The 17,859-nt window shown below is 67.0% G+C and carries 20 protein-coding genes and 1 tRNA gene; 8 read left to right on the forward strand and 13 right to left on the reverse strand.

Features of this window, described 5'->3' with window-relative positions; genetic code table 11:
* Positions 1–73: 73 nt before the first annotated feature.
* The gene (locus tag P7B02_RS11615; protein ID WP_277786503.1) at positions 74–1,831 is read right to left on the reverse strand and encodes a DUF885 domain-containing protein; all 1,758 of its coding nucleotides are present in this window, start codon (positions 1,829–1,831) and stop codon (positions 74–76) included.
* A gap of 198 nt (positions 1,832–2,029) precedes the next feature.
* Here P7B02_RS11615 and P7B02_RS11620 point away from each other — a divergent pair, with 198 nt between their 5' ends.
* The 3 genes from P7B02_RS11620 (at position 2,030) to P7B02_RS11630 (ending at position 3,623) form a co-directional block, all read left to right on the forward strand.
* The gene (locus P7B02_RS11620) at positions 2,030–2,893 is read left to right on the forward strand and encodes a dienelactone hydrolase family protein (protein WP_277786504.1); all 864 of its coding nucleotides are present in this window, start codon (positions 2,030–2,032) and stop codon (positions 2,891–2,893) included.
* A gap of 63 nt (positions 2,894–2,956) precedes the next feature.
* Entirely contained in the window at positions 2,957–3,268 is a 312-nt protein-coding gene (locus tag P7B02_RS11625) for a GNAT family N-acetyltransferase (RefSeq protein ID WP_277786505.1), read from the forward strand.
* Positions 3,269–3,347: 79 nt separating this feature from the next.
* Complete coding sequence (locus P7B02_RS11630) at positions 3,348–3,623, forward strand: hypothetical protein (RefSeq protein ID WP_277786506.1); 276 nt, start codon at positions 3,348–3,350, stop codon at positions 3,621–3,623.
* Between the two features lie 4 nt (positions 3,624–3,627).
* Here P7B02_RS11630 and P7B02_RS11635 read toward each other — a convergent pair whose 3' ends face one another.
* From P7B02_RS11635 to P7B02_RS11645, 3 genes are all read right to left on the reverse strand, one after another.
* Positions 3,628–3,888 (reverse strand): hypothetical protein, encoded by a 261-nt coding sequence (locus tag P7B02_RS11635; RefSeq protein ID WP_277786507.1) that lies wholly within the window; start codon positions 3,886–3,888, stop codon positions 3,628–3,630.
* Between the two features lie 106 nt (positions 3,889–3,994).
* Positions 3,995–5,269 carry a metal-dependent hydrolase family protein gene (locus tag P7B02_RS11640; protein ID WP_277786508.1) on the reverse strand — a complete coding sequence of 425 codons (1,275 nt, stop codon included), beginning with the start codon at positions 5,267–5,269 and terminating at the stop codon, positions 3,995–3,997.
* Positions 5,270–5,314: 45 nt separating this feature from the next.
* Positions 5,315–5,677: a hypothetical protein gene (locus tag P7B02_RS11645; protein WP_277786509.1), complete on the reverse strand. Its 363-nt coding sequence runs from the start codon at positions 5,675–5,677 to the stop codon at positions 5,315–5,317.
* A 141-nt stretch (positions 5,678–5,818) separates the two neighbouring features.
* Here P7B02_RS11645 and P7B02_RS11650 point away from each other — a divergent pair, with 141 nt between their 5' ends.
* The 3 genes from P7B02_RS11650 (at position 5,819) to P7B02_RS11660 (ending at position 9,008) form a co-directional block, all read left to right on the forward strand.
* Complete coding sequence (locus tag P7B02_RS11650) at positions 5,819–6,307, forward strand: thermonuclease family protein (RefSeq protein ID WP_277786510.1); 489 nt, start codon at positions 5,819–5,821, stop codon at positions 6,305–6,307.
* Between the two features lie 78 nt (positions 6,308–6,385).
* Positions 6,386–7,642 carry a pentapeptide repeat-containing protein gene (locus P7B02_RS11655; RefSeq protein ID WP_277786511.1) on the forward strand — a complete coding sequence of 419 codons (1,257 nt, stop codon included), beginning with the start codon at positions 6,386–6,388 and terminating at the stop codon, positions 7,640–7,642.
* Between the two features lie 10 nt (positions 7,643–7,652).
* On the forward strand, positions 7,653–9,008 hold the full coding sequence (locus tag P7B02_RS11660; protein WP_277786512.1) for an amino acid permease: 1,356 nt from the start codon (positions 7,653–7,655) through the stop codon (positions 9,006–9,008).
* Here the strand turns inward: P7B02_RS11660 and P7B02_RS11665 are convergent.
* The 6 genes from P7B02_RS11665 to P7B02_RS11690 are packed head-to-tail and all read right to left on the reverse strand — an operon-like array spanning position 9,005 to position 13,637.
* Positions 9,005–9,388, reverse strand: a complete 384-nt coding sequence (locus tag P7B02_RS11665; RefSeq protein WP_277786513.1) for a YybH family protein — start codon at positions 9,386–9,388, stop codon at positions 9,005–9,007. The two genes, P7B02_RS11660 and P7B02_RS11665, sit on opposite strands and share 4 nt — an antisense overlap.
* Complete coding sequence (locus tag P7B02_RS11670; RefSeq protein ID WP_277786514.1) at positions 9,385–10,182, reverse strand: MBL fold metallo-hydrolase; 798 nt, start codon at positions 10,180–10,182, stop codon at positions 9,385–9,387. Before P7B02_RS11670 ends, P7B02_RS11665 begins: the two co-directional genes overlap by 4 nt.
* A complete protein-coding gene (locus P7B02_RS11675; RefSeq protein WP_277786515.1) occupies positions 10,179–10,958 on the reverse strand; it encodes a TatD family hydrolase in 780 nt (259 codons plus the stop codon). The genes P7B02_RS11670 and P7B02_RS11675 overlap by 4 nt, the downstream gene beginning before the upstream one ends.
* Positions 10,959–10,973: 15 nt before the next feature.
* Positions 10,974–11,978, reverse strand: coding sequence for a DNA polymerase III subunit delta' (locus P7B02_RS11680; RefSeq protein WP_277786516.1), 1,005 nt, complete (start codon positions 11,976–11,978; stop codon positions 10,974–10,976).
* Positions 11,978–12,610 carry a dTMP kinase gene (gene tmk, locus P7B02_RS11685; protein WP_277786517.1) on the reverse strand — a complete coding sequence of 211 codons (633 nt, stop codon included), beginning with the start codon at positions 12,608–12,610 and terminating at the stop codon, positions 11,978–11,980. The genes P7B02_RS11680 and tmk overlap by 1 nt, the downstream gene beginning before the upstream one ends.
* Positions 12,611–12,650: 40 nt before the next feature.
* On the reverse strand, positions 12,651–13,637 hold the full coding sequence (locus P7B02_RS11690; protein WP_277786518.1) for a septal ring lytic transglycosylase RlpA family protein: 987 nt from the start codon (positions 13,635–13,637) through the stop codon (positions 12,651–12,653).
* A gap of 94 nt (positions 13,638–13,731) precedes the next feature.
* Here P7B02_RS11690 and P7B02_RS11695 point away from each other — a divergent pair.
* Positions 13,732–13,821, forward strand: a tRNA-Ser gene (locus P7B02_RS11695).
* Between the two features lie 328 nt (positions 13,822–14,149).
* Complete coding sequence (locus P7B02_RS11700; RefSeq protein ID WP_277786519.1) at positions 14,150–15,343, forward strand: outer membrane beta-barrel protein; 1,194 nt, start codon at positions 14,150–14,152, stop codon at positions 15,341–15,343.
* Between the two features lie 153 nt (positions 15,344–15,496).
* Here the strand turns inward: P7B02_RS11700 and P7B02_RS11705 are convergent, their stop codons facing one another.
* The 3 genes from P7B02_RS11705 to P7B02_RS11715 form a co-directional block, all read right to left on the reverse strand.
* The gene (locus tag P7B02_RS11705; protein ID WP_277786520.1) at positions 15,497–16,987 is read right to left on the reverse strand and encodes a serine hydrolase domain-containing protein; all 1,491 of its coding nucleotides are present in this window, start codon (positions 16,985–16,987) and stop codon (positions 15,497–15,499) included.
* A 76-nt stretch (positions 16,988–17,063) separates the two neighbouring features.
* Complete coding sequence (locus P7B02_RS11710; RefSeq protein ID WP_277786521.1) at positions 17,064–17,381, reverse strand: hypothetical protein; 318 nt, start codon at positions 17,379–17,381, stop codon at positions 17,064–17,066.
* An 87-nt stretch (positions 17,382–17,468) separates the two neighbouring features.
* On the reverse strand, positions 17,469–17,846 hold the full coding sequence (locus tag P7B02_RS11715; RefSeq protein WP_277786522.1) for an ArsR/SmtB family transcription factor: 378 nt from the start codon (positions 17,844–17,846) through the stop codon (positions 17,469–17,471).
* Between the last annotated feature and the right edge of the window lie 13 nt (positions 17,847–17,859).

The raw sequence follows: 17,859 nt of genomic DNA on the forward strand, positions 1-17,859 counted from the left end.
CATGGCTATCCCTCGCCCGCGAGCGCGGCAAGACGGCATCCAGCGCGGACGAACGCCGCGCTGGATCAGCAGGCTACCGGGCCGCCGGGGTCTTGGTCTTCTGCTCTGCGATGAAGGCGTCCATCTCCTCGGCCAGGGCCGGCAAGGTGGCGACGCCGAGCGACAGGAAGCGGTCATGGAAGGCCTTGATGTCGAACTTGGCGCCTAGCTCGGCTTCGGCCTTGGCCCGCAGGCGCAGGATCTCCATATGGCCCAGCTTGTAGGACAAGGCTTGGCCCGGCCAGGTGATGTAGCGGTCGACCTCGGTCGTCACTTCGTGGTCGGAGAGCGCCGTGTGGCTGGCCAGGTAGTCGATGGCCTGCTTGCGGGTCCACCCCTTCGCGTGGACGCCGGTGTCGATCACAAGGCGCGCGGCGCGCCACATCTCGTAGCTCAGGCGCCCGAAGTCGTCGTAAGGCGTCTCATAGACGCCCATCTCGACGCCCAACGTCTCGGTGTAGAGACCCCAACCCTCGCCATAGGCGGAGATGTAGGTCTGGGTGCGGTACGGCGGCAGGCCCTTGATGTTGCGCTGGACGATGCCCTGGAAGGCGTGGCCCGGATTGCACTCATGCACCGTCAGGGCGGCGATGTTGTACTTCGGACGCGACGGCAGGTCATAGGTGTTGAGCATGCACGAGCCGTTGCCGCCACGACCGGCGGTGTAGAACGGCGCGATGTTGTCGGGCACCGGGATCAGGGTGAAGGGCGTCTCGTTCAGGGTGCCGAAATAGCGCGGCAGCTGGCCGTCGACCTTCTTGATGATCCACGCGCCGTACCACAGCAGGTGTTCGGGCTTGTCGAATTTGAACTGCGGATCGGTCTTCAGATAGGTGTTGAAGGCGGCCAGGTCGCCCTTGAAGCCGACCTTGTCCTTGATCGCCTCCATTTCCGCCTTGATGCGCGCCACCTCCTTCAGGCCGATCTCGTGGATCTGGTCGGGGGTCAGCGTCGTGGTCGTGTATTGGCGGATCTGCGACTGGTAGAACGCCTTGCCGTCCGGCAGGGACGAGGCGCCCAGCGTCGTGCGGGCCTTGGGCAGGTATTCCTGACGCCAGAAGGTCAGGAGCTTCTGGTGCGCCGGGATCACCGACTGGCCGATCACCGTCTCGGCCTCGGCGCGCAGGCGGGCCTGGTCCGCCGCCGGGATCGAAGCCGGCATCTTGTTGAACGGCTCGTAGAACAGGTTGGCCTTGGCGTCGGTCACATCGGCGACCGCGGCGATCGAGGCGTCACGGCCGGCCAGGGTCTCGCGCGGCTGGGTGAAACCGCGCTTGATGCCGGCGCGCATATTGGCGATCTGATCGTCGTAGTACTTGGGCACCCCGCGCAGGCGGGTCAGATATTGCTCGTACTCCGCCGTGGTGGTCAGGGTGCGGCGCGCCTGACCGGCCAGACCGGCCCAGAACGAGCTGTCGGCGTTGAACGGCATTTCATAGAGCTTGAAGCGGCCGTCCTCGACGAAGTTGTCGATGTCGTGCTTGTAGACCGCATAGGTGGTCCGCTCCGAAATCGGCAGCTTGGAGACATCGATCGCCGCCAGCTGCTTTTGGACATCGACCCAGTAGGCCAGGCGGCGCGCTTCGGCCGCGGCGCTGACATCCGGCATGATCTGGTTGCCGCGCTGGGGAACTTCCTTCTGACGCCAGGCCCATTCGGTGTCGGCGATCTTGCGGAACGCGGCGACCGCGTCGGACTGCACGGCGGGCGCCGGCTGCGCCAGCACCTGTGGCGCGCACATGCCGAACCCGGCGCCGGCGGCCAGCGCGGCGGCCAAGACGATCTTCTTCATCGGAACTCCCCCAGAAACGTGGCCAAGCCTCAAGCTTGGGGCCGGGATGTCAGTCCCGCTTGCGGCATTGGTCAAGTCCGTTCGGCGGAACCTCGGTATCATCGCCTCGCCCCGGGCGCTCCGAGCCCCCTTCCCCTCGCCTTCTGTCCGCGCAAGAGTGCCGGCCGCTTACGCACAACACCAAGGTGAGGAACCGCCATGTGTGACGACGATATCCACCCCGGTCTGGTCGTGGACCCCACGGTTTCGCGCCGCGCCTTCGGCCTGATGGCCGCCGCGGCCACGGGCGTCGCCGGCGCGGCCCGCGCCGCGACCCCGGTTGTCGAGAAGGACGTGGAGATCAAGACGCCCGATGGCGTGGCCGATGCGGCGCTCTACTATCCGGAGGGCAAGGGCAGCTGGCCGGCTGTGCTGATCTGGCCGGACGTCATGAGCCTGCGGCCGGCCTTCCGCGAAATGGGCCGCCGTCTGGCCGCCTCCGGCTATGTGGTGCTGGTTCCCAATCTCTACTACCGCGTCAAGCGCGCCCCGGTGATCGACGGCGCCTTCAGCTTCGCCAACCCGGAAGACCGCGCCAAGATCACCCCGTTGCGCGCGACGGTGACGCCGGACGGCACCGCACGGGACGCGGTCGCCTATCTGGCCTTCCTCGACGCCCAGCCGCAGACGAACAAGAAAAAGAAGGCCGGCGTTCAGGGCTACTGCATGGGTGGTCCCCTGTCGGTCCAGACCGCTGCGGCGGCGCCCGACCGCATCGCCGCGGTGGCAAGCTTCCACGGGGGCGGACTATTTACCGACCAGCCGTCGAGCCCCCACCTGCTGCTGCCCAAGACCAAGGCCGAGTACCTGATCCTTGTCGCCGAGAACGACGACAAGCAGGACCCGACCTCCAGGGAGAAGTTCAAGGCCGCGCTGGACGCCGCCAAGCGCCCCTCCAAGGTCGAGGTCTATGCCGGCGCGGCCCACGGTTGGACCGTCAAGGGCAGCCAGGTCTACAACGAGCCCGCCGCCGAAAAGGCCTGGGCCGAGCTGCTCGATCTCTACAAGCGCAACCTGGGCTGATTGCGGATCCAGGTAATGGCCGGCGCAGCGATGCGTCGGCCTGCGTGTTTCGAGGGGATCAGGATGGGCGGCGAGGCTTTCGAGGTCATTCACAACGAGGCTGACGGCCGCTTCGAAATCCGCCTCGACGGCAAGATCGCCTATGCCGAATATCGGCTGCTCGACAGCGGCGTGCTCTTTCCTCACACAGAGGTTCCACCCGCCTTCGAGGGACGCGGGGTAGGCTCAGCCCTGGTCAAGGCGGCCATGGCCTGGGTGCGCGAGCGTGAGCAACTGGCGATTCCCACCTGCACCTTCGTGGCCGGTTACATCCAGCGCCACCCTGATCTGCACGACATGGTCCACCCCGGATATCGCGCCGCTCTCGGCATCTAGACCATAAAACGCTGTTCGTCCGGGAGCGTCCGGTTCAGCTTCGCGTTTAAAACTCGAGCTGCAACAAACCGGAGCCAACATGCCCAAAGCCAAGCGCGAACCGATCGTCGGCGACGCCGTCCTGTCCTTCCGCCGTTGCAAGGAGCCGGTCGCCTTTTCGATTGATGGCGACCGCAACCTGGCCCAGGGCAAAGGCTCTCTGACCGGCGACATCGAACAGCTTCGCGCGGCCTTCCGCGAAGGCGCCGCCGAGCTCGCGCTGGAAGACGGCCGGGTTCTTCCCATCACCGTCATCGCCCACAGCGAAGGCGCGGCGACCGCATACTTCGAGATTCGCGCAGCGCGCCGCTACTAGAAGATCACCCTGCGAGGGCGGCGGCGCCGGATTCCATGACCGCCGCCTTCACGGTCAGGCACGCGGCGACCAGGATCGCCACTTCACGGTTGACCGGGTAGGCCCACGGCTTCTCCGCCACGGCATTGGCCAAGGCGGCGATTTCGCTCGGCGTGGCCGCGGAGGCTGCGGCCATATCCCTGGCGGCGCGCGCTTCGATATCGGCTCGGTCGCGCGGGTTCAGCGTGGCCAGAAGCGATTGTGCGGACGTTAGCGCAACTTTCATCAGGGTCCTCCTCCCGCCTTTGGGAAGGTGACTCTAGCGATGCGGCAATAAGAACAAAAGAAGTACTCTCGTTCTTCCACAGCCGATCGCCGCTATTGCAAATCACTCACGGACGGCGGTGGATTTTCCCGCCTTTCATCACGAAGCGCACATCCTTGATGACGGTCAAATCGCGGGTCGGATCACCCTGCACAGCGACAATGTCGGCGAAGAATCCGTCCTCCAGGCGACCCAGGTCGGTCTCGCGACGCAGCACCTTGGCGTTCCCGGCCGTGGCGGCGGTGAGCGCCTGCAGGGGCGTCATGCCGTAGCGGACCATCCAATCCAGCTCGCGCCAGCTTTCGCCGTGAGCAAAGACGCCGACATCGCTGCCGACGCCGATGTTCACGCCTAGACGCAAGGCCGTGCGGAACGCCTTCTCAGCCGCCTGCATGGACGGCGTCGGCGGGCTCTTCCCCGGCACATAGCCCTGGAAGTATTGCGCGGTGGAGGCCGGCGCGGTCAGGGTCGGGACATAGGTCGCTCCCTTTTCCTTCATCAGCTTGAAGGTCGCCTCCGATGCGCCGTAGCCATGCTCGATCGTGTCGGCGCCGGCCAGAACCGCGCGACGGATGCCCTCGTCGCCCGCCGCGTGGATCGCCACCGGCCGGCCGGAGGCGTGGGCGATCTCGACCGCCACATCCAGCTCCTTCTGGGTGAAGGTCGGCCGGGTGGAGCCGTCGGGACCTGTGCGGTAATCGGAATAGAGCTTGATCCAGTCTGCGCCCGCCGCCGATTGACGGCGCACGGCCGACGCCATCTCCGCCTCGCCGCTGACTTCCTCGGCGCCCTGCGGCAGCTCCATGTCGGTACGGAAGCCCTTGCGCGGACCATAGGTCCCGGTGGCCACGATCGCCCGGGTGGCGACCAGCAGGCGCGGCCCCTCGATCACGCCGTCCTCGATCGCCGTCTTCAGCGCCACGTCGGCGTCCGCGGCGCCCTCGCTGCCCAGATCGCGCAGAGTGGTGAAGCCGGACTGCAGCGTGCGCGCCGCGTCGCGCCCGCCGCGCAGGGTCCGGTAGTAGGGTGACTCCTTGAGCACCTGATCGTCCCAGGTGGTCTCGTTGTACGGGTGCAGCAGCAGGTGGGAATGCAATTCGATCAAGCCGGGGATCAGTGTCGCTCCCGGCAGGGCGATCACCTCGGCTCCGGCCGGCGCTGCGGCCCGAGGGCCGACGCGAACGATCTTCGTCCCGTCGACCGTCACCGACCACCCCTTCGAAGGCGTCGATTGCCCGGCGGTCCAGACGGCGTCAGGCTCCAGGACATAGGTCGCGGCGCTGGCTTGAACAGCCCAGGCCAGACTGACAACGACGGCGGCCGTCCCAAGCGCGATCTTCATGCGTCCCCCGACTCTGATGTCGGGAATGATGGCCCGTGCCGCAGTCTACAGGAAGTCGAAGATGCTGCTTTGGCTGGTGTCCGGCGCCTTGGGTTCCGGCGCAGGCTTAGGCGGGCGCGGCTTGGCGGCTTTCACCGGCTCGATGACGGGCGCGGGCTCTGGAAGCGCAGGCGGCGGAGGTGGCGGCGCAACGACAACAACCGGCCGAGGCGTGGGCGCGCCTTCTCGCTCGAACGCCGCCTCGCCTTTCGCCGCCCGGTGCTGCATCGCCTCGGCGATCAGCACGCGCATCAGTTCGCCCTTGCTCAGCTCGACCTCGAACGCGATCGCGCGAAGCTGCTTGTCCAGGGCCTTGGGCAGATAAACCGTCCGCAGCACCATGTTCTCGGACGCGTCGTCCTTGGCCATTCAATCCGCCAGGTGATTCATATGTACATATGCTGATGCAACGAGCAGCGACGAAGATCAATCGCACGCAAAGCTGAAGCTCGGCCTTGATTTCCCGCGCCGCGCGCACAAGTGACAACGAGGTTCAGGGGCGCCGACGTCATGCGTTTTCGATCACTTCTCGCAGCAGCGGCCCTGGCCGCAGTCGCCGGCTGTTCTCCGGCCAAGCAGTCAGAGGCCGACATCGCCGACGTCCAGCCCTCGGTGGGCAGCCGCGCGACGGTGATCAGCGCCGACATCCTGGTGATCGACGGCCGCCACCTGCGCCTGTCCAACGCGTTCGCGCCCGAGACCATCCCCGACGCCCGCTGCTGGGCCGAAGCCGTCGCCGCCCGCCAGGGCATCTCCATCGTCCAGCGCCTGGTCAACAACGCCCGGACGGTCAGCATCGAAGAGACCGGCGGCAAGGACGAGTACGACCGCGCCTTCGCCCTGGTGACCCTGGATGGGCTCGATCTTGGCCAGGTGCTGATCGACAACGGCTTGGCCGGACGCCGGACCCAGGAGTTGTTCAACTGGTGCGATCCGATCAGCCGCAACGCCCCCGGCGCTCCGGCCGTGACCGCCCTGACCGGCCCTCCCCGCCTCTAGTGATATTGACCCGCGTTCGCGCGGGTGCGAGACCGCCTTTTCTTAAAGGCTTCACGCCTTCTTTCGGGGGAATTGGGTTTGAGATCGGAGAGCGACCGCTCGGGCCGTCGTCGGCTCACCCAGCCCGAACTCGACATGCTGATGAGCGCCCACGCCAAGTTCGTGGCCCGTCAGCCCGGCGGCAAGCGCGCCGTCCTGAAGTTCATGCACCTGTCAGGCCTCAACCTGTCGCGGCGCGATCTGTCGGGCGTGGACCTGTCCGCCTCGGTGCTCGAAGGCTGCCAGATGGCCGGGGTGAAGCTCACCGGCGCCAACATGTTCGGCTGCGACCTTCGCCGGGCCGATCTGCGCGGCGCCAATCTTGTCGATGCGGACATGCGCGGCGTGTGCCTGCGCGGCGCGACGCTGGCTCAGGTCGACATGACGCGCGCGGACCTGCGCCCCGGCATCGTAGACGCCCCCACCGGAGCCGCCGCGCCCACGGGCAAGAACGTCAATGCCGACCTGCGCGTCTCCGACCTCGACGAGGCCGACCTGCATGGCGCAACCCTTGTCGAAGCCCAACTCGACGACGTCTCGGCCATGGCGGCTGATTTCTCCGACTGCTCACTAAGCGGCGCGATGATGCGCGGGGCGAACCTGCGCGGCGCCAACTTCACCGGCGCTATCCTGCGCGGCGCGAACCTGACCGGCGCCAATATAGAGAAGGCCAATTTCGAGGGTGCGGTCCTCATGCAGATCGACCTGACCGGCGCGCGCTCCAAGGGCGCGCGTCTGGGCGGCTGCGTCGTCGATCCGACCGATCAGGCGCTGGAGAAGGCTGAAACCCTTCACGCCGCCCTGATCCAGCACGACCTCTGGTGCCGCACCGACGGCGCCGAGGGCGCGCCCGCCGTTGTCGATGGCGAAGATCTGCGCCCGATCATCCACCTGATCTCCAACCTGAAGCTGACCGCCATCAGCGCCCGCCGCACCTGTCTGGTGGGCCTGCGCATGGCCGGCGCCCAGCTTCAGGGCGCACGGCTGGATGGCGCGGACCTGCGCGGCTCGGATCTCTCCGGCGCGGATCTGCGCGGCGTGCGCCTGATGCAGGCCAACCTGACCAAGACCATCATGCGCAAGGCCACGCTCGGCCCGTTGGTGGTGGGAACGCGCGCCGTGACCGCCGACCTGACTGGCGTGCGGGGCCGCTATCTCGATGTCCAGGGCGCTGATTTGACCGGCGCCAGCTTCGCGGAGGCCGATCTGCGCGGCGCCAACTTCACCGACGCTGAAATCAAGCAGACCAATCTGTCTCAGGTGGATGTAAAGACGGTGATCGGCCTGCCGGCCTGATCGGAACATCATGACGACCGAGACCCCGCGCTTCGCGCGCACGCTGAAGACCCGCCACATCCAGTTCATCGCCATCGGTGGAGCCATCGGCGCCGGCCTGTTCCTGGGCAGCGGTCAGGCCATCGCCCAGGCCGGTCCAAGCGTCCTGATCGCCTACGCCATGGCGGGGCTGGCGGTGTTTCTCATGGCGCGCGCTTTGGGCGAGCTGACCCTCAACCGCCCCGCCGTCCCGGCCTTCACCAGCCACGTGGACGACCTCGTCGGCCATTGGGCTGGGTTCATCAGCGGCTGGAGCTACTGGCTGATCTGGGTGCTGGTCGGCATCGCCGAGATCACCGCCGCCGGCGTGTTCGTCAAATTCTGGGCGCCGGACTTTCCGCAATGGATCACCGCCCTGATCACCCTGGTCGGCCTCTATCTGGCCAACCGTTTTGGCGTGCGCCTGTTCGGCGAGATCGAGTTCGGCCTGACCCTGATCAAGGTGGCGGCCATTGCCCTGCTGATCCTGGGCGGGGCTGCCATGGTTCTGTTCGGCTTGGGCGCGGCGGGCGAAGGCGCGTCGTTCGCCAACCTGTGGCGTCACGGCGGGGTCTTCCCGTTCGGCGTGGCGGGCTTGCTGGCCGTGATCCCCACCGCCCTCTTCTCTTTCGGCGGCACCGAGCTGGTCGGGGTGACGGCGGCCGAAGCCGAGGATCCCGAACGCTCCCTGCCCAAGGCGATCAATGGCGTGATCGTCCGCATCCTGCTCTTCTACGTGGGCTCCCTGGCCGTGATCATGGCGGTGACGCCCTGGAGCGGCATTCCCGCCAACGAAAGCCCCTTTGTCGCCGTGCTGCAGAAGATCGGCCTGTCCGGCGCGGCGGGCGTCATCAACTTCGTGGTGCTGTCGGCGGTGATCTCGTCCTGCAACAGCGGCATCTTCGCCACCGGTCGGGTCCTGTCGGCCCTGGCCACGCGCGGACAGGCGCCCAAGGCGCTGGCCCATAACAACGCACGCCAGTTGCCCGCCAACGCCATCACCGTCTCGACCCTGGCCATGCTGGTCGGCGTTGGCCTGAACTACGCGTTCCCCGAGAAGGTTTTCGGCTATGTGATGTCGCTGGTGGCGGCTCTGCTCCTATGGACCTGGCTGATGGTGGTCCTGGCCCACTTCGCCCATCGCCGCCGCCTGACCGCGCAGCAGCGCGCCGGCGTCCGCTTCCCGACACCGTTTTATCCGTTGTCGAACTGGATCGTGGTCGGCTTCATCGCTCTTGTGACCGCGGTCATGGCCATCGATCCCGGCAGCCGCCCCACCTTCTACACGGCGGTCGTCTGGTTCTCGGCCCTGGGCGCGATCTATGCGCTGGCGGTCCGCAAGCGCTAAGCGCCGACGGTCACATAAAGCTCGGAGTCAATCATCCAGCGGCCGTCGATCTTGCTCCAGCCGGCGAGGTAAGGGCCGGAGAGACCAGTCTGACCGTGCCAGGTCGCCGCCCAGCGCCCCTCCTCCGCGGCCCGTTCGCCGGACGCGTCCATGGTGATGGCCGAGGGGGTGCGGACATAGGTGACGAAGTCCGGGTCCTTGAACTGTCCCTTGAAGGCGGCGATCAGATCGTCCGCGCCCTGGATCAGCGAGCCGTCTCCGACGATGACCTTCACATCGGCGGCGAAAAACCCCTTCAGCTTGGCGGCGTCATGCTTGGCGATCGCCTCATTGCTCATCCGACGCCGGGCGCGGATCAGGGTCTCGGCGGCTTCACTCATAGGGCGACCTCGACGGTCATGCCGTCATAGGCAGGCTCGACGCCTTGCGGCAGCCTTCCCAGCACGTCCCGATAGTCGATGTCGATGTGCATGTTGGTGAGGATCGCGCGCTTGGGCTTCACCCGCTCGATCCAACCCAGTGTCTTCTCCACATGGGCGTGGGTCGGATGCGGGGTCCAGCGCAGGGCGTCGATGATCCAGACGTCCAGCCCCTCCAGCGCCGCGAAGCTGCTTTCCGGGATATCGCGCACATCCGGGCAATAAGCCGCGCCTCCGAGGCGATAGCCGACCGAACGGATCTCGCCGTGATCCAGATCGAAGGTGCGGACCGGGATCGCCCCGGACGGCCCATCCACGGACCACGCCTCGCCATGCGCCGGGATCACCCACGGCTCACAAATCGCCGGATAGCCGCCCTTGGCGTGAAAGATGTAGTCGAACTTGGTGATCAGGCTGGCGTGGGTCGCATGATCCATGAAGGTCGGGATCGGCGCGCGCTGCCGGATGTAGAAGGCGCGCAGGTCGTCGATGCCGTGGGTCTGATCGGCATGCTCATGGGTCAGCAGGACCGCATCCACCCGTTTCACCTTGGCGGCGATGAACTGCTCCCGCAGATCCGGCGAGGTGTCGATGACGACCGTCGTCTCCGGCTCCCCGCCCTTGCGCCGCGCCAGCAGCGAACAACGGGTGCGGCGGTTCTTGGGCTCGGCAGGATCACAGACGCCCCAGTCCCCGTCCGCCCGCGGCACGCCGCCGGACGACCCGCAGCCCAGGATGGTCAGCTCCAGGGTCACGGGCGAGGGATCCGGTTGAACAGGGCGAAAAAGGCGTCCTCAGTCCGCTTCTCGGCGTCTTCGCGCGACCAGCCGCGGATTTCGCCCAGCTTGTCGACGATATGCGGCAGATAGGCCGGCTCGTTGCGACGACCGCGCATGGGAACCGGCGCCAGGTAAGGGCAGTCGGTCTCGACGATGATCCGATCGGCCGGCATGTCGGCGATCACCGCCCGAACATCCTCGGCCTGCTTGAAGGTGGCGATGCCGGAGACCGAGAACCACGCCCCGAGCGCCGCCGCGCGGCGCGCCAGTTCCGCGCCGCTGGTATAGCAGTGCATCAGCAGCTTGAACGGGCCCTTGGCGAACTCTTCCTCGAGAATCTGCCCCATGACGTCGTCGGCTTCGCGGGTATGGACCACCAGCGGCAGACCCGTCTCCCGGGCCGCCGTCACATGAGCCCGGAATACCCGGGCCTGCACGTCGCGCGGCGACAGATCATAGTGGAAGTCCAGGCCGCATTCGCCGATCCCGACCACCTTGGGCCGCGCCGCCAGATCAATGAGGGGCTTGGCCTCAAGCTCCGGATCCTCCTTGGCCTCGTGCGGGTGCGTGCCGACCGTCGCCCAGATGTCGTCATGCGCCATGGCGATGGCGTGGACCGCCTCGAAGGACGAGACCTTGTCGCAGATGGTCACCATCATCTCGATCCCCGCCGCACGGGCGCGGTCGATGACCTGCGCCTGGTCCTCGGCGAACTGGGGGGCGTGAAGGTTGACGTGACTATCGATCAGCATATCGGCGTAACAAACTCAAAAGGCGCGGATTTTGGCGGCGCTGCGAAGATCGCGCACCGCGGAGAAAAAGGCGTCGGCCCGATCCAGGTTCACCGCCTCGACCCGATCAGGCAGGGCGGTCAGCTTCTCCCAGGCGGTCGCCCAGCCATCCAGGCCAAGGCCCCGGCCTTCGGCGGCCTCACGGGTCGTGAAAATGTGGATGCGCTCGGCCAGCCGCTCGATCACGGCCCGAAAGCGCTGCATTCCCTCCGATCCCCGGAAGGTGTCGGCCAGCGATAGCAGGGCCGCCTCGTCGGCGCGCGGCAGGGACAGCAGGATCTCTCGCGCGGCGTCGTCCGCCGCCAGGGCGCCATTGGCCGCCAGCTGCAGGGCCATGCCAGGCGCACCCTTGGCCATCCGCGCTAAGCGTAGCGCGTTCTCGCCCTCGGCCGCGCCCGCCTGCTCCAGCATCTCAACAGCCATGCCTTCCGACCCCGCGGCCATGGTCAGGCGCCGGCAGCGCGACCGGATCGTCGGTAACAGCTTACCCGGGGAATGGGAGATCAGGAACAGCACGCCCCGCCCCTGGGGCTCCTCAAGAGTCTTCAGTAAGGCATTGGCGGCGTTGACATTCAGGTCGTCCGCCGCGTCGATGATCGCCACCCGGTAAGGGGCGCTGGCCGGGGCCTTGGCGAAGAACTCCGGCAGACGGCGCGCCTCCTCAACCGGGATCACCTTGCGCGGCTTGCCATCCTCCCCGACGCGCTCCAGGACCATCAGGTCGGGATGCGAACGGGCGCTGATCTGGCGGCTTACCGGATCCTTGGGATCGGAGCCGATGCCCTCGCCCAACGCCCTGGCGCCCATGAGTCGCCGCGCGGCCCGATAGGCGAAAGTCGCCTTGCCCACGCCCTCCGGCCCGGTCAGCAGCCAGGCGTGATGCAGGCGCCCGCGCTCGATGGCGTCGGCGAAGGCGGCCTCCGCCGCCTCCTGCCCCTTCAGGCCGAAGACGTCGCGCGGATGCGGCGGCTCGTAGGCCATCAGCCGGCCTTCAGTCGCGGCTCGACCGCCGCCCAGATGTCGGCCTCGACCGCATCAATGGATTGGTCCGCGACCACCACGACGCAGCGCTGCGGCTCGCGCTCGGCGATGGCCAGGAAGGCGGCGCGCAGCCGCTCGTGGAAGGCCTGCCCCTTGGATTCAAAGCGGGCCTCGCCGCCGCCCCGGCTGGCGGCGCGGGTCAGGCCCTTGTCCACGGGCAGGTCCAGGATCAGCGTTACGGATGGCCAATCGGAGCCGACCACATAGCGCTCCATGGCCTCGATCAGGCCCGGATCAGCGTCGCCGCCCGCGCCCTGATAGGCGCGCGTCGAGTCGGCGAAACGATCGCACAGGACGATCTTTCCCTCCGCCAGGGCCGGCCGCACCACGCGCTCCAGATGGTCGCGCCGCGCGGCGTACATCAGCAGGGTCTCGGTCGTGGCCGACCACTTCTCGGCCGCTCCGTTCAGCAGCAGATCACGGATCGCCTCGGCCCCCTCGGAGCCGCCGGGCTCGCGGGTCAGGACCACGTCGCGGCCCATCGTGTTCAGACGCTGGGCCAGCCGACGGATCTGGGTCGATTTCCCAGCCCCCTCGCCGCCCTCGAAAGTGATGAAGATGCCGGTCGCCACGTCCCGTTCAATCGACTGGAACGGTCCGGTTGTCCAGAACCTAGAAGGGCCGCAGCACCGTCGCGTCCGGGAAACCGAAGGCCGCGGCGGCGTCACGCAGCTCCAGGGCGGCGCTCTCATCCGCCGCCGGCCCCATGACCACGCGGTACAGGGTCACGCCGCCACGGTCGGTCGGTTCGATCACCGCCAGGCCGGCGTCGGAAAGCAGCTGCACCGCCCGCTCGGCGTTGGCGCGGCTCGAGAACGCGCCCGCCTGAACGCGATAGGCGCTGGACGTGGTCTGGGCGACCGCCACCGGCGGCGAATAACTCGCCGTCGAACCGATAGGCGGCAGCGTGCCTGACTGCACGGGCGCCCGAGCCGGCGGGACATAGGGGGCAGGCTCATAAGCCGGCGGCGCATAGGCGGGAGGCGGCGGCGGGGCCGCGGCGACCATCACGGGACGCGGATCGGCCTTCTTGGCGTAGCGTTTCGGCTGATCGAACGGCGTCGGCTTGCCGGCCGGGCCGATGTAGCGGACCCGCACCCGCGCCACCCCGGCGCTCTTGAAGCCCAGCTCGTCCGCGGCGGCCTTCGACAGGTCGATGATCCGCTTGTCCACGAACGGGCCGCGATCATTGACCCGCACCCGCATGGTTCGGCCGTTGTCCAGGTTCTTCACCTCAACGATCGACGGCAGCGGCAACGTCTTGTGGGCGGCCGACGGCAGATCCATGTCGAAGATCTCGCCATTGGCGGTGTAGCGGTTGTGGAATTGCTCGCCGTACCAGGAGCCGATGCCGGTCTCGTCGTATCTCGGCTGCTCCTGCGGGTAATACCAGGTCCCCTTCACCTGATACGGCTTCATGGTGCCGCGCAGCGGGTTGCCGTCCTTGTCCTTCCAGGCCCGGGCGGGCGGCGCCGATTTGCTGGAGAGCGACGAACCATTCTTGGTCGGCATGGGCGTGGCGCAAGCCGCCAGCCCCGCCGTCGCCAGCAGCACGGCGGTCAAGGTGCGCGCGGATGCGAATGGAGGACGGGCGATCATCCCCTCATGGTGAATCAAAGGTTTTTATGAGGGGTTAAGGCTGATGCGCGCTGGAGCCCTCCGCCCGGCCCTGTTATAGCCCCCTTCCCCTTGGGGACAGGTGGCCGAGTGGTTTAAGGCAGCGGTCTTGAAAACCGCCGTAGGTGGAAGCCTACCGTGGGTTCGAATCCCACCCTGTCCGCCATTCTCAGACTTCGAACATCTAGGATGATCGGCGCGGCTGCTCTGCGGCGCGAACCGGTTCGGCTGACCGCCGCCAATCCCTCACCACAGGCTGAATACGAAGTCCGCCCACCGGCTGGGTGACTTCCCTGCGCGCCGCCGTCGTCCAGGGCCGCCGGCGCCGAATGCTTACGCTTCGCTTATGCGCGGCGCCGCCAAAGCACATGGAATCCACATCTCGGTTTGAGGCCAGTTCGAGCCGCCCACGGGCGTGGTTCGGCTGTGGCGACCGAACCCGATCGGCGCCTGCCGATGGGGCCCTCGCCACTTGTCTCAAAAAGGAATTCAAGATGTTGCTACGGCTTTCCACTGGTCGGCTCAAGACGCTCGCCGCGAAGACGCGGCCGCTCCGTGCCGTCCTGGCTGCCGGCTCGGCCGTCGCGGCGGTGATGTGTGTGTCGGCTGCTCATGCCGATCCGCTCGCCATGCCGGCCATGGGCCCCACGCTGTCGGCCAATCCGTCGCCGACGACGGTCGACACCGGTCCGTTGGGCACGGTCTATGTCACCGGGGCCGTGAGCGGCCTGGCCTATGCGCAGAACCACGAAGCCTCCAGCGACATGGGCGCTCGCGGCGACGTGAGCAACGCCCAGGTGTTCCTGCAGACCACGGAAGGTCCGGTGCAATTCTTCGTCCAGGTCGGCGCCTATTCCATCCCGACCGTAGGCGTGCCCTATGGCAAGTCCTCCGACATCACCCAGGACACCTACGGCGTCGTGCCGCAGGCCTATGTGAAGATCGCTCCGGCCGACAATCTTTCGATCATGGCAGGCAAGCTGCCGACGCTGATCGGCTCGGAATACACCTTCACGTTCCAGAACATGAACATCCAGCGCGGCATGCTCTGGAACCAGGAGAACGCGGTGAACCGCGGCGTGCAGGTGAACTATTCCACCGGCAAGCTGAGTGCTTCGTTCTCGGTCAACGACGGCTTCTATTCCAACAAGTACAGCTGGGTCAGCGGCCTAGTCTCGTATGCGTTCGATGCCAGCAACGTCCTGACCCTGGCTGGCGGCGGCAACACCTCGCACTCGGGCCGCGCCGGCACGGCGACCCCGCTCGCCCAAAACAACTCCGAGATCTACAACGTCATCTACACCTACACGAACGGCCCTCTGACGGTCTCGCCGTACTTCCAGTACAGCACGATCCACGATGAGCCCGGTCTGGGCCTGAAGGGCGCCAAGACCTACGGCTATGCGCTGCTGGGCAAGTACGGTTTCACCGAAAACTTCAGCCTGGCTGGCCGCGCGGAGTACATCGACTCCACGGGCGACGCCGACGCCGCCAACCTGGTCTACGGCCCGGGCAGCAATGCCTGGTCCCTGACCCTCACCCCGACCTTCCAGTTCGGCCGGGCCTTTGTTCGCGGCGAGCTGTCCTACGTGAAGGTCGACAAGACGGGCCCGGGCTTCGCCTTCGGCTCGAACGGCGACGAGCGTAGCCAGACGCGCGCGCTGATCGAAACCGGCATCCTGTTCTAGAGCCGTCGGTCACAGTGGCGAAGAGGGCTCTCCCCGACCCCCTCTTCGTCTTGACCGCACCGCCCCACCCCACCTCGAAGCGGATTCCCCAACTCCGCTTCGCCTCCCCCATGGGGTGGGGCGGGCCCGGTCAGCAATGCCTGGCGCCCATGCTCAAGGCTGGGCGACAGTGAACTCCAGAGCCTGGATCTCGACCTTCTGGGTCGGTGCGCGCTGCACGCGGCCGGTCACCCGGCCCCGCTCGCAGGTCCAGGTGAAGCGCCCCTCCATGGCCGACAGCGGCCGCACCGGTTCGTCCGCCCTGCAGGCGCCGACCTCGGCCTTCACGTCAGCGATCAGGCGCTTCCAGCGCGGCGCGTCCCGATCGAGCAGCAGATTGTTGGCCAGCGGCGCTTTTTCGATGTCGCCCGCGCGCCAGACGGCCTTGGCGGCCTCATAGGCCTGGCTGAGACCGTCGCTCACCGGGGTGGCGCTCGCGTCCTTCAGCGCGCCAGCGCCCTGTAGAGCGAGAAGCGAGCGCAAGGCGGGCAAGGTGGGGCCCGCATAGGTGCGGCTGGCGAAGGCGAAAACTCCCACGCCCTTGGCCGGCAACAGCATGACGATGGAGCCGTAGCCCGGATAGCCGCCGCTGTGCGTCACGATCTGGCCCAGGTCGCAGTCGTCGATAGTGCTCCAGCCCATGGCGTAGGCCACGGCTTGGCGGCACGGCGCGCCGCCGACCGAGGCCTGGCGCATGCGGCCCGCCACGAAGTTGCTGCCGGTGGCGATCTCGCGGACCGTGGAGCGGCGGAGGGGACCGGTCTCGGCGTCGTCACGCGCCGGCCAGGCCGACAGCAGGAAGCTCACCCAGCGGGCATAGTCGTTGGCGCTGGTCTCCACCCCGCCCATGGCGCCGAAGGTCCCGTCCTTCATGTCGGGCTCGCGGGTCCAGCCGTTGTCCTGCCAGCGATAGCCGATGGCGCGCCGCCCCTTCGGCGAGGCAAAGATGTCGTAGCCGGTGGAGGTCATGCCCAGGGGGCGCATGATCTCCTCGCGGATATAGTCCTGGTAGGGCTTGCCGGAGACATTGGTGATGATCCGGCCCAGGGTGGCGTAGCCCAGGTTCGAATATTCCATGGCCAGGCCCGGCGCGCGGGAGAACGGCACGCCGCCGGCCAGATAGGATGTGAACTCCGCCTCGCTCATCACCTGCTGGCGGTCGCCCCAGGGATTGTCCTCCACGAAGCCCGCCGTGTGGGTGATCAGGTTGCGCACCGTGATCTTGGGGCTGTCGGCGGTGGGATAGCGCCAGGTCTTCAGCTCCGGCACGTAATTTTCGGCCGGCGCCTCCAGCGACAGCTTGCCCTCGTCGCGCAGCTTGAGGATCGCCAGGGCCGTGAACGCCTTGGACATGGAGGCGATGCGGAACAGGCTGTCGGCCGTCACCGGCGCCTTGGTGTCCAGGTCCTGGGCGCCAAGGCCCTTCACATGGACCAGCTTGCCATCGGCGACCACGCCATAGACGAGACCCGGCGCGTGGGCGGACAAGCCCCAATCAGCGAATATCCGATCAACCTCCGCCAGGGTCTGCGGCGACGGCGCGGCGGCATGAGCCTGCCCGGCGGCAAGAAGGAACAGGCTGGCCAGCGCGGCGCGGATTTCCATGACAATTCTCCCCAGGATCATGGGGGAAGGTAAGCTGCAAAAGCCGAGCCGGGAAAGCCTCGCGATCAGGCCTGAATCACCAGATGCGGAATCGCTTCCCCGCCGCAAAGACCACGACGCTGGAGACCACGACCACGGCGGCGGCGCCGAGGAACTTCAGCGCCGTCTTGTCCTTGGAGCCGACGCCCGATCCGTTGATGGCGTCGGGGTAGCGCGCGGCGTCCAGCGGCGGCGACATGTCCGTGATCTGGGCCTGAGCCTGCTGCCAGGGCAGCTTCTTGGACTTGTCCAAAGTCCGCCAGACGTACTGGTGGACATAACCCGTCCTGGCCACGATCTCGGCGGGGTTGAGCCCCTCGTCGGCGAGACGGCGGATGACTGCGGCTTTACTCACGACGTTACCTCTACTGAATTCAGCAGCACCTTACCGGCCCTGCCTAGGGTTCGGCTATGTTGGAAATGCGTCAAACGCCTAAAGCGCCTATCGGTCGTCGGGGTCATCCGTGACGGCTGCCGGGATTTGCGCCGGCTCCTCGCATCGCGGACCAGTCTTGTTCAACCTGCTGAGCATCGAGGCCGCATACGCCGCGTAGGGTCCGATCCACCGCTCGTGGATCGCATGGATCGGCAGGGCGTCCAGGTGATTCCAGCGCTCCCTTCCCCGTCGCTCGACCACAATCAGATCCGCCGCCTCCAGCACCTTCAAATGCTGCATCACTGTGCATCGGTCGAGCTCCGGCAGGAGCGCACACAGCATTCCCGTGGTCCTGGGGGCCGACTTCAACGCGTCGAGGATCAACCGCCTGGAGCGGTGACCCAGGGCCTTGAACAGCGCATCGTCCTGATCGTCCGTTGACATGTTATAATTTAAT

Source organism: Caulobacter segnis (genome assembly GCF_029543125.1).
Taxonomy (GTDB): Bacteria; Pseudomonadota; Alphaproteobacteria; order Caulobacterales; family Caulobacteraceae; genus Caulobacter; species Caulobacter segnis_D.

Bases quoted from the DNA above. Each gene is read 5' to 3' on its own strand.
- P7B02_RS11620 (WP_277786504.1), top strand. From the start codon at position 2,030: ATGTGTGACGACGATATCCACCCCGGTCTGGTCGTGGACCCCACGGTT.
- P7B02_RS11680 (WP_277786516.1), bottom strand. From the start codon at position 11,978: ATGGCCTACGAGCCGCCGCATCCGCGCGACGTCTTCGGCCTGAAGGGG.
- P7B02_RS11630 (WP_277786506.1), top strand. From the start codon at position 3,348: ATGCCCAAAGCCAAGCGCGAACCGATCGTCGGCGACGCCGTCCTGTCC.
- P7B02_RS11665 (WP_277786513.1), bottom strand. From the start codon at position 9,388: ATGAGTGAAGCCGCCGAGACCCTGATCCGCGCCCGGCGTCGGATGAGC.
- P7B02_RS11675 (WP_277786515.1), bottom strand. From the start codon at position 10,958: ATGCTGATCGATAGTCACGTCAACCTTCACGCCCCCCAGTTCGCCGAG.
- P7B02_RS11615 (WP_277786503.1), bottom strand. From the start codon at position 1,831: ATGAAGAAGATCGTCTTGGCCGCCGCGCTGGCCGCCGGCGCCGGGTTC.
- P7B02_RS11660 (WP_277786512.1), top strand. From the start codon at position 7,653: ATGACGACCGAGACCCCGCGCTTCGCGCGCACGCTGAAGACCCGCCAC.
- P7B02_RS11640 (WP_277786508.1), bottom strand. From the start codon at position 5,269: ATGAAGATCGCGCTTGGGACGGCCGCCGTCGTTGTCAGTCTGGCCTGG.
- P7B02_RS11715 (WP_277786522.1), bottom strand. From the start codon at position 17,846: ATGTCAACGGACGATCAGGACGATGCGCTGTTCAAGGCCCTGGGTCAC.
- P7B02_RS11625 (WP_277786505.1), top strand. From the start codon at position 2,957: ATGGGCGGCGAGGCTTTCGAGGTCATTCACAACGAGGCTGACGGCCGC.
- P7B02_RS11705 (WP_277786520.1), bottom strand. From the start codon at position 16,987: ATGGAAATCCGCGCCGCGCTGGCCAGCCTGTTCCTTCTTGCCGCCGGG.
- P7B02_RS11690 (WP_277786518.1), bottom strand. From the start codon at position 13,637: ATGATCGCCCGTCCTCCATTCGCATCCGCGCGCACCTTGACCGCCGTG.
- P7B02_RS11635 (WP_277786507.1), bottom strand. From the start codon at position 3,888: ATGAAAGTTGCGCTAACGTCCGCACAATCGCTTCTGGCCACGCTGAAC.
- P7B02_RS11700 (WP_277786519.1), top strand. From the start codon at position 14,150: ATGTTGCTACGGCTTTCCACTGGTCGGCTCAAGACGCTCGCCGCGAAG.
- P7B02_RS11650 (WP_277786510.1), top strand. From the start codon at position 5,819: ATGCGTTTTCGATCACTTCTCGCAGCAGCGGCCCTGGCCGCAGTCGCC.
- P7B02_RS11645 (WP_277786509.1), bottom strand. From the start codon at position 5,677: ATGGCCAAGGACGACGCGTCCGAGAACATGGTGCTGCGGACGGTTTAT.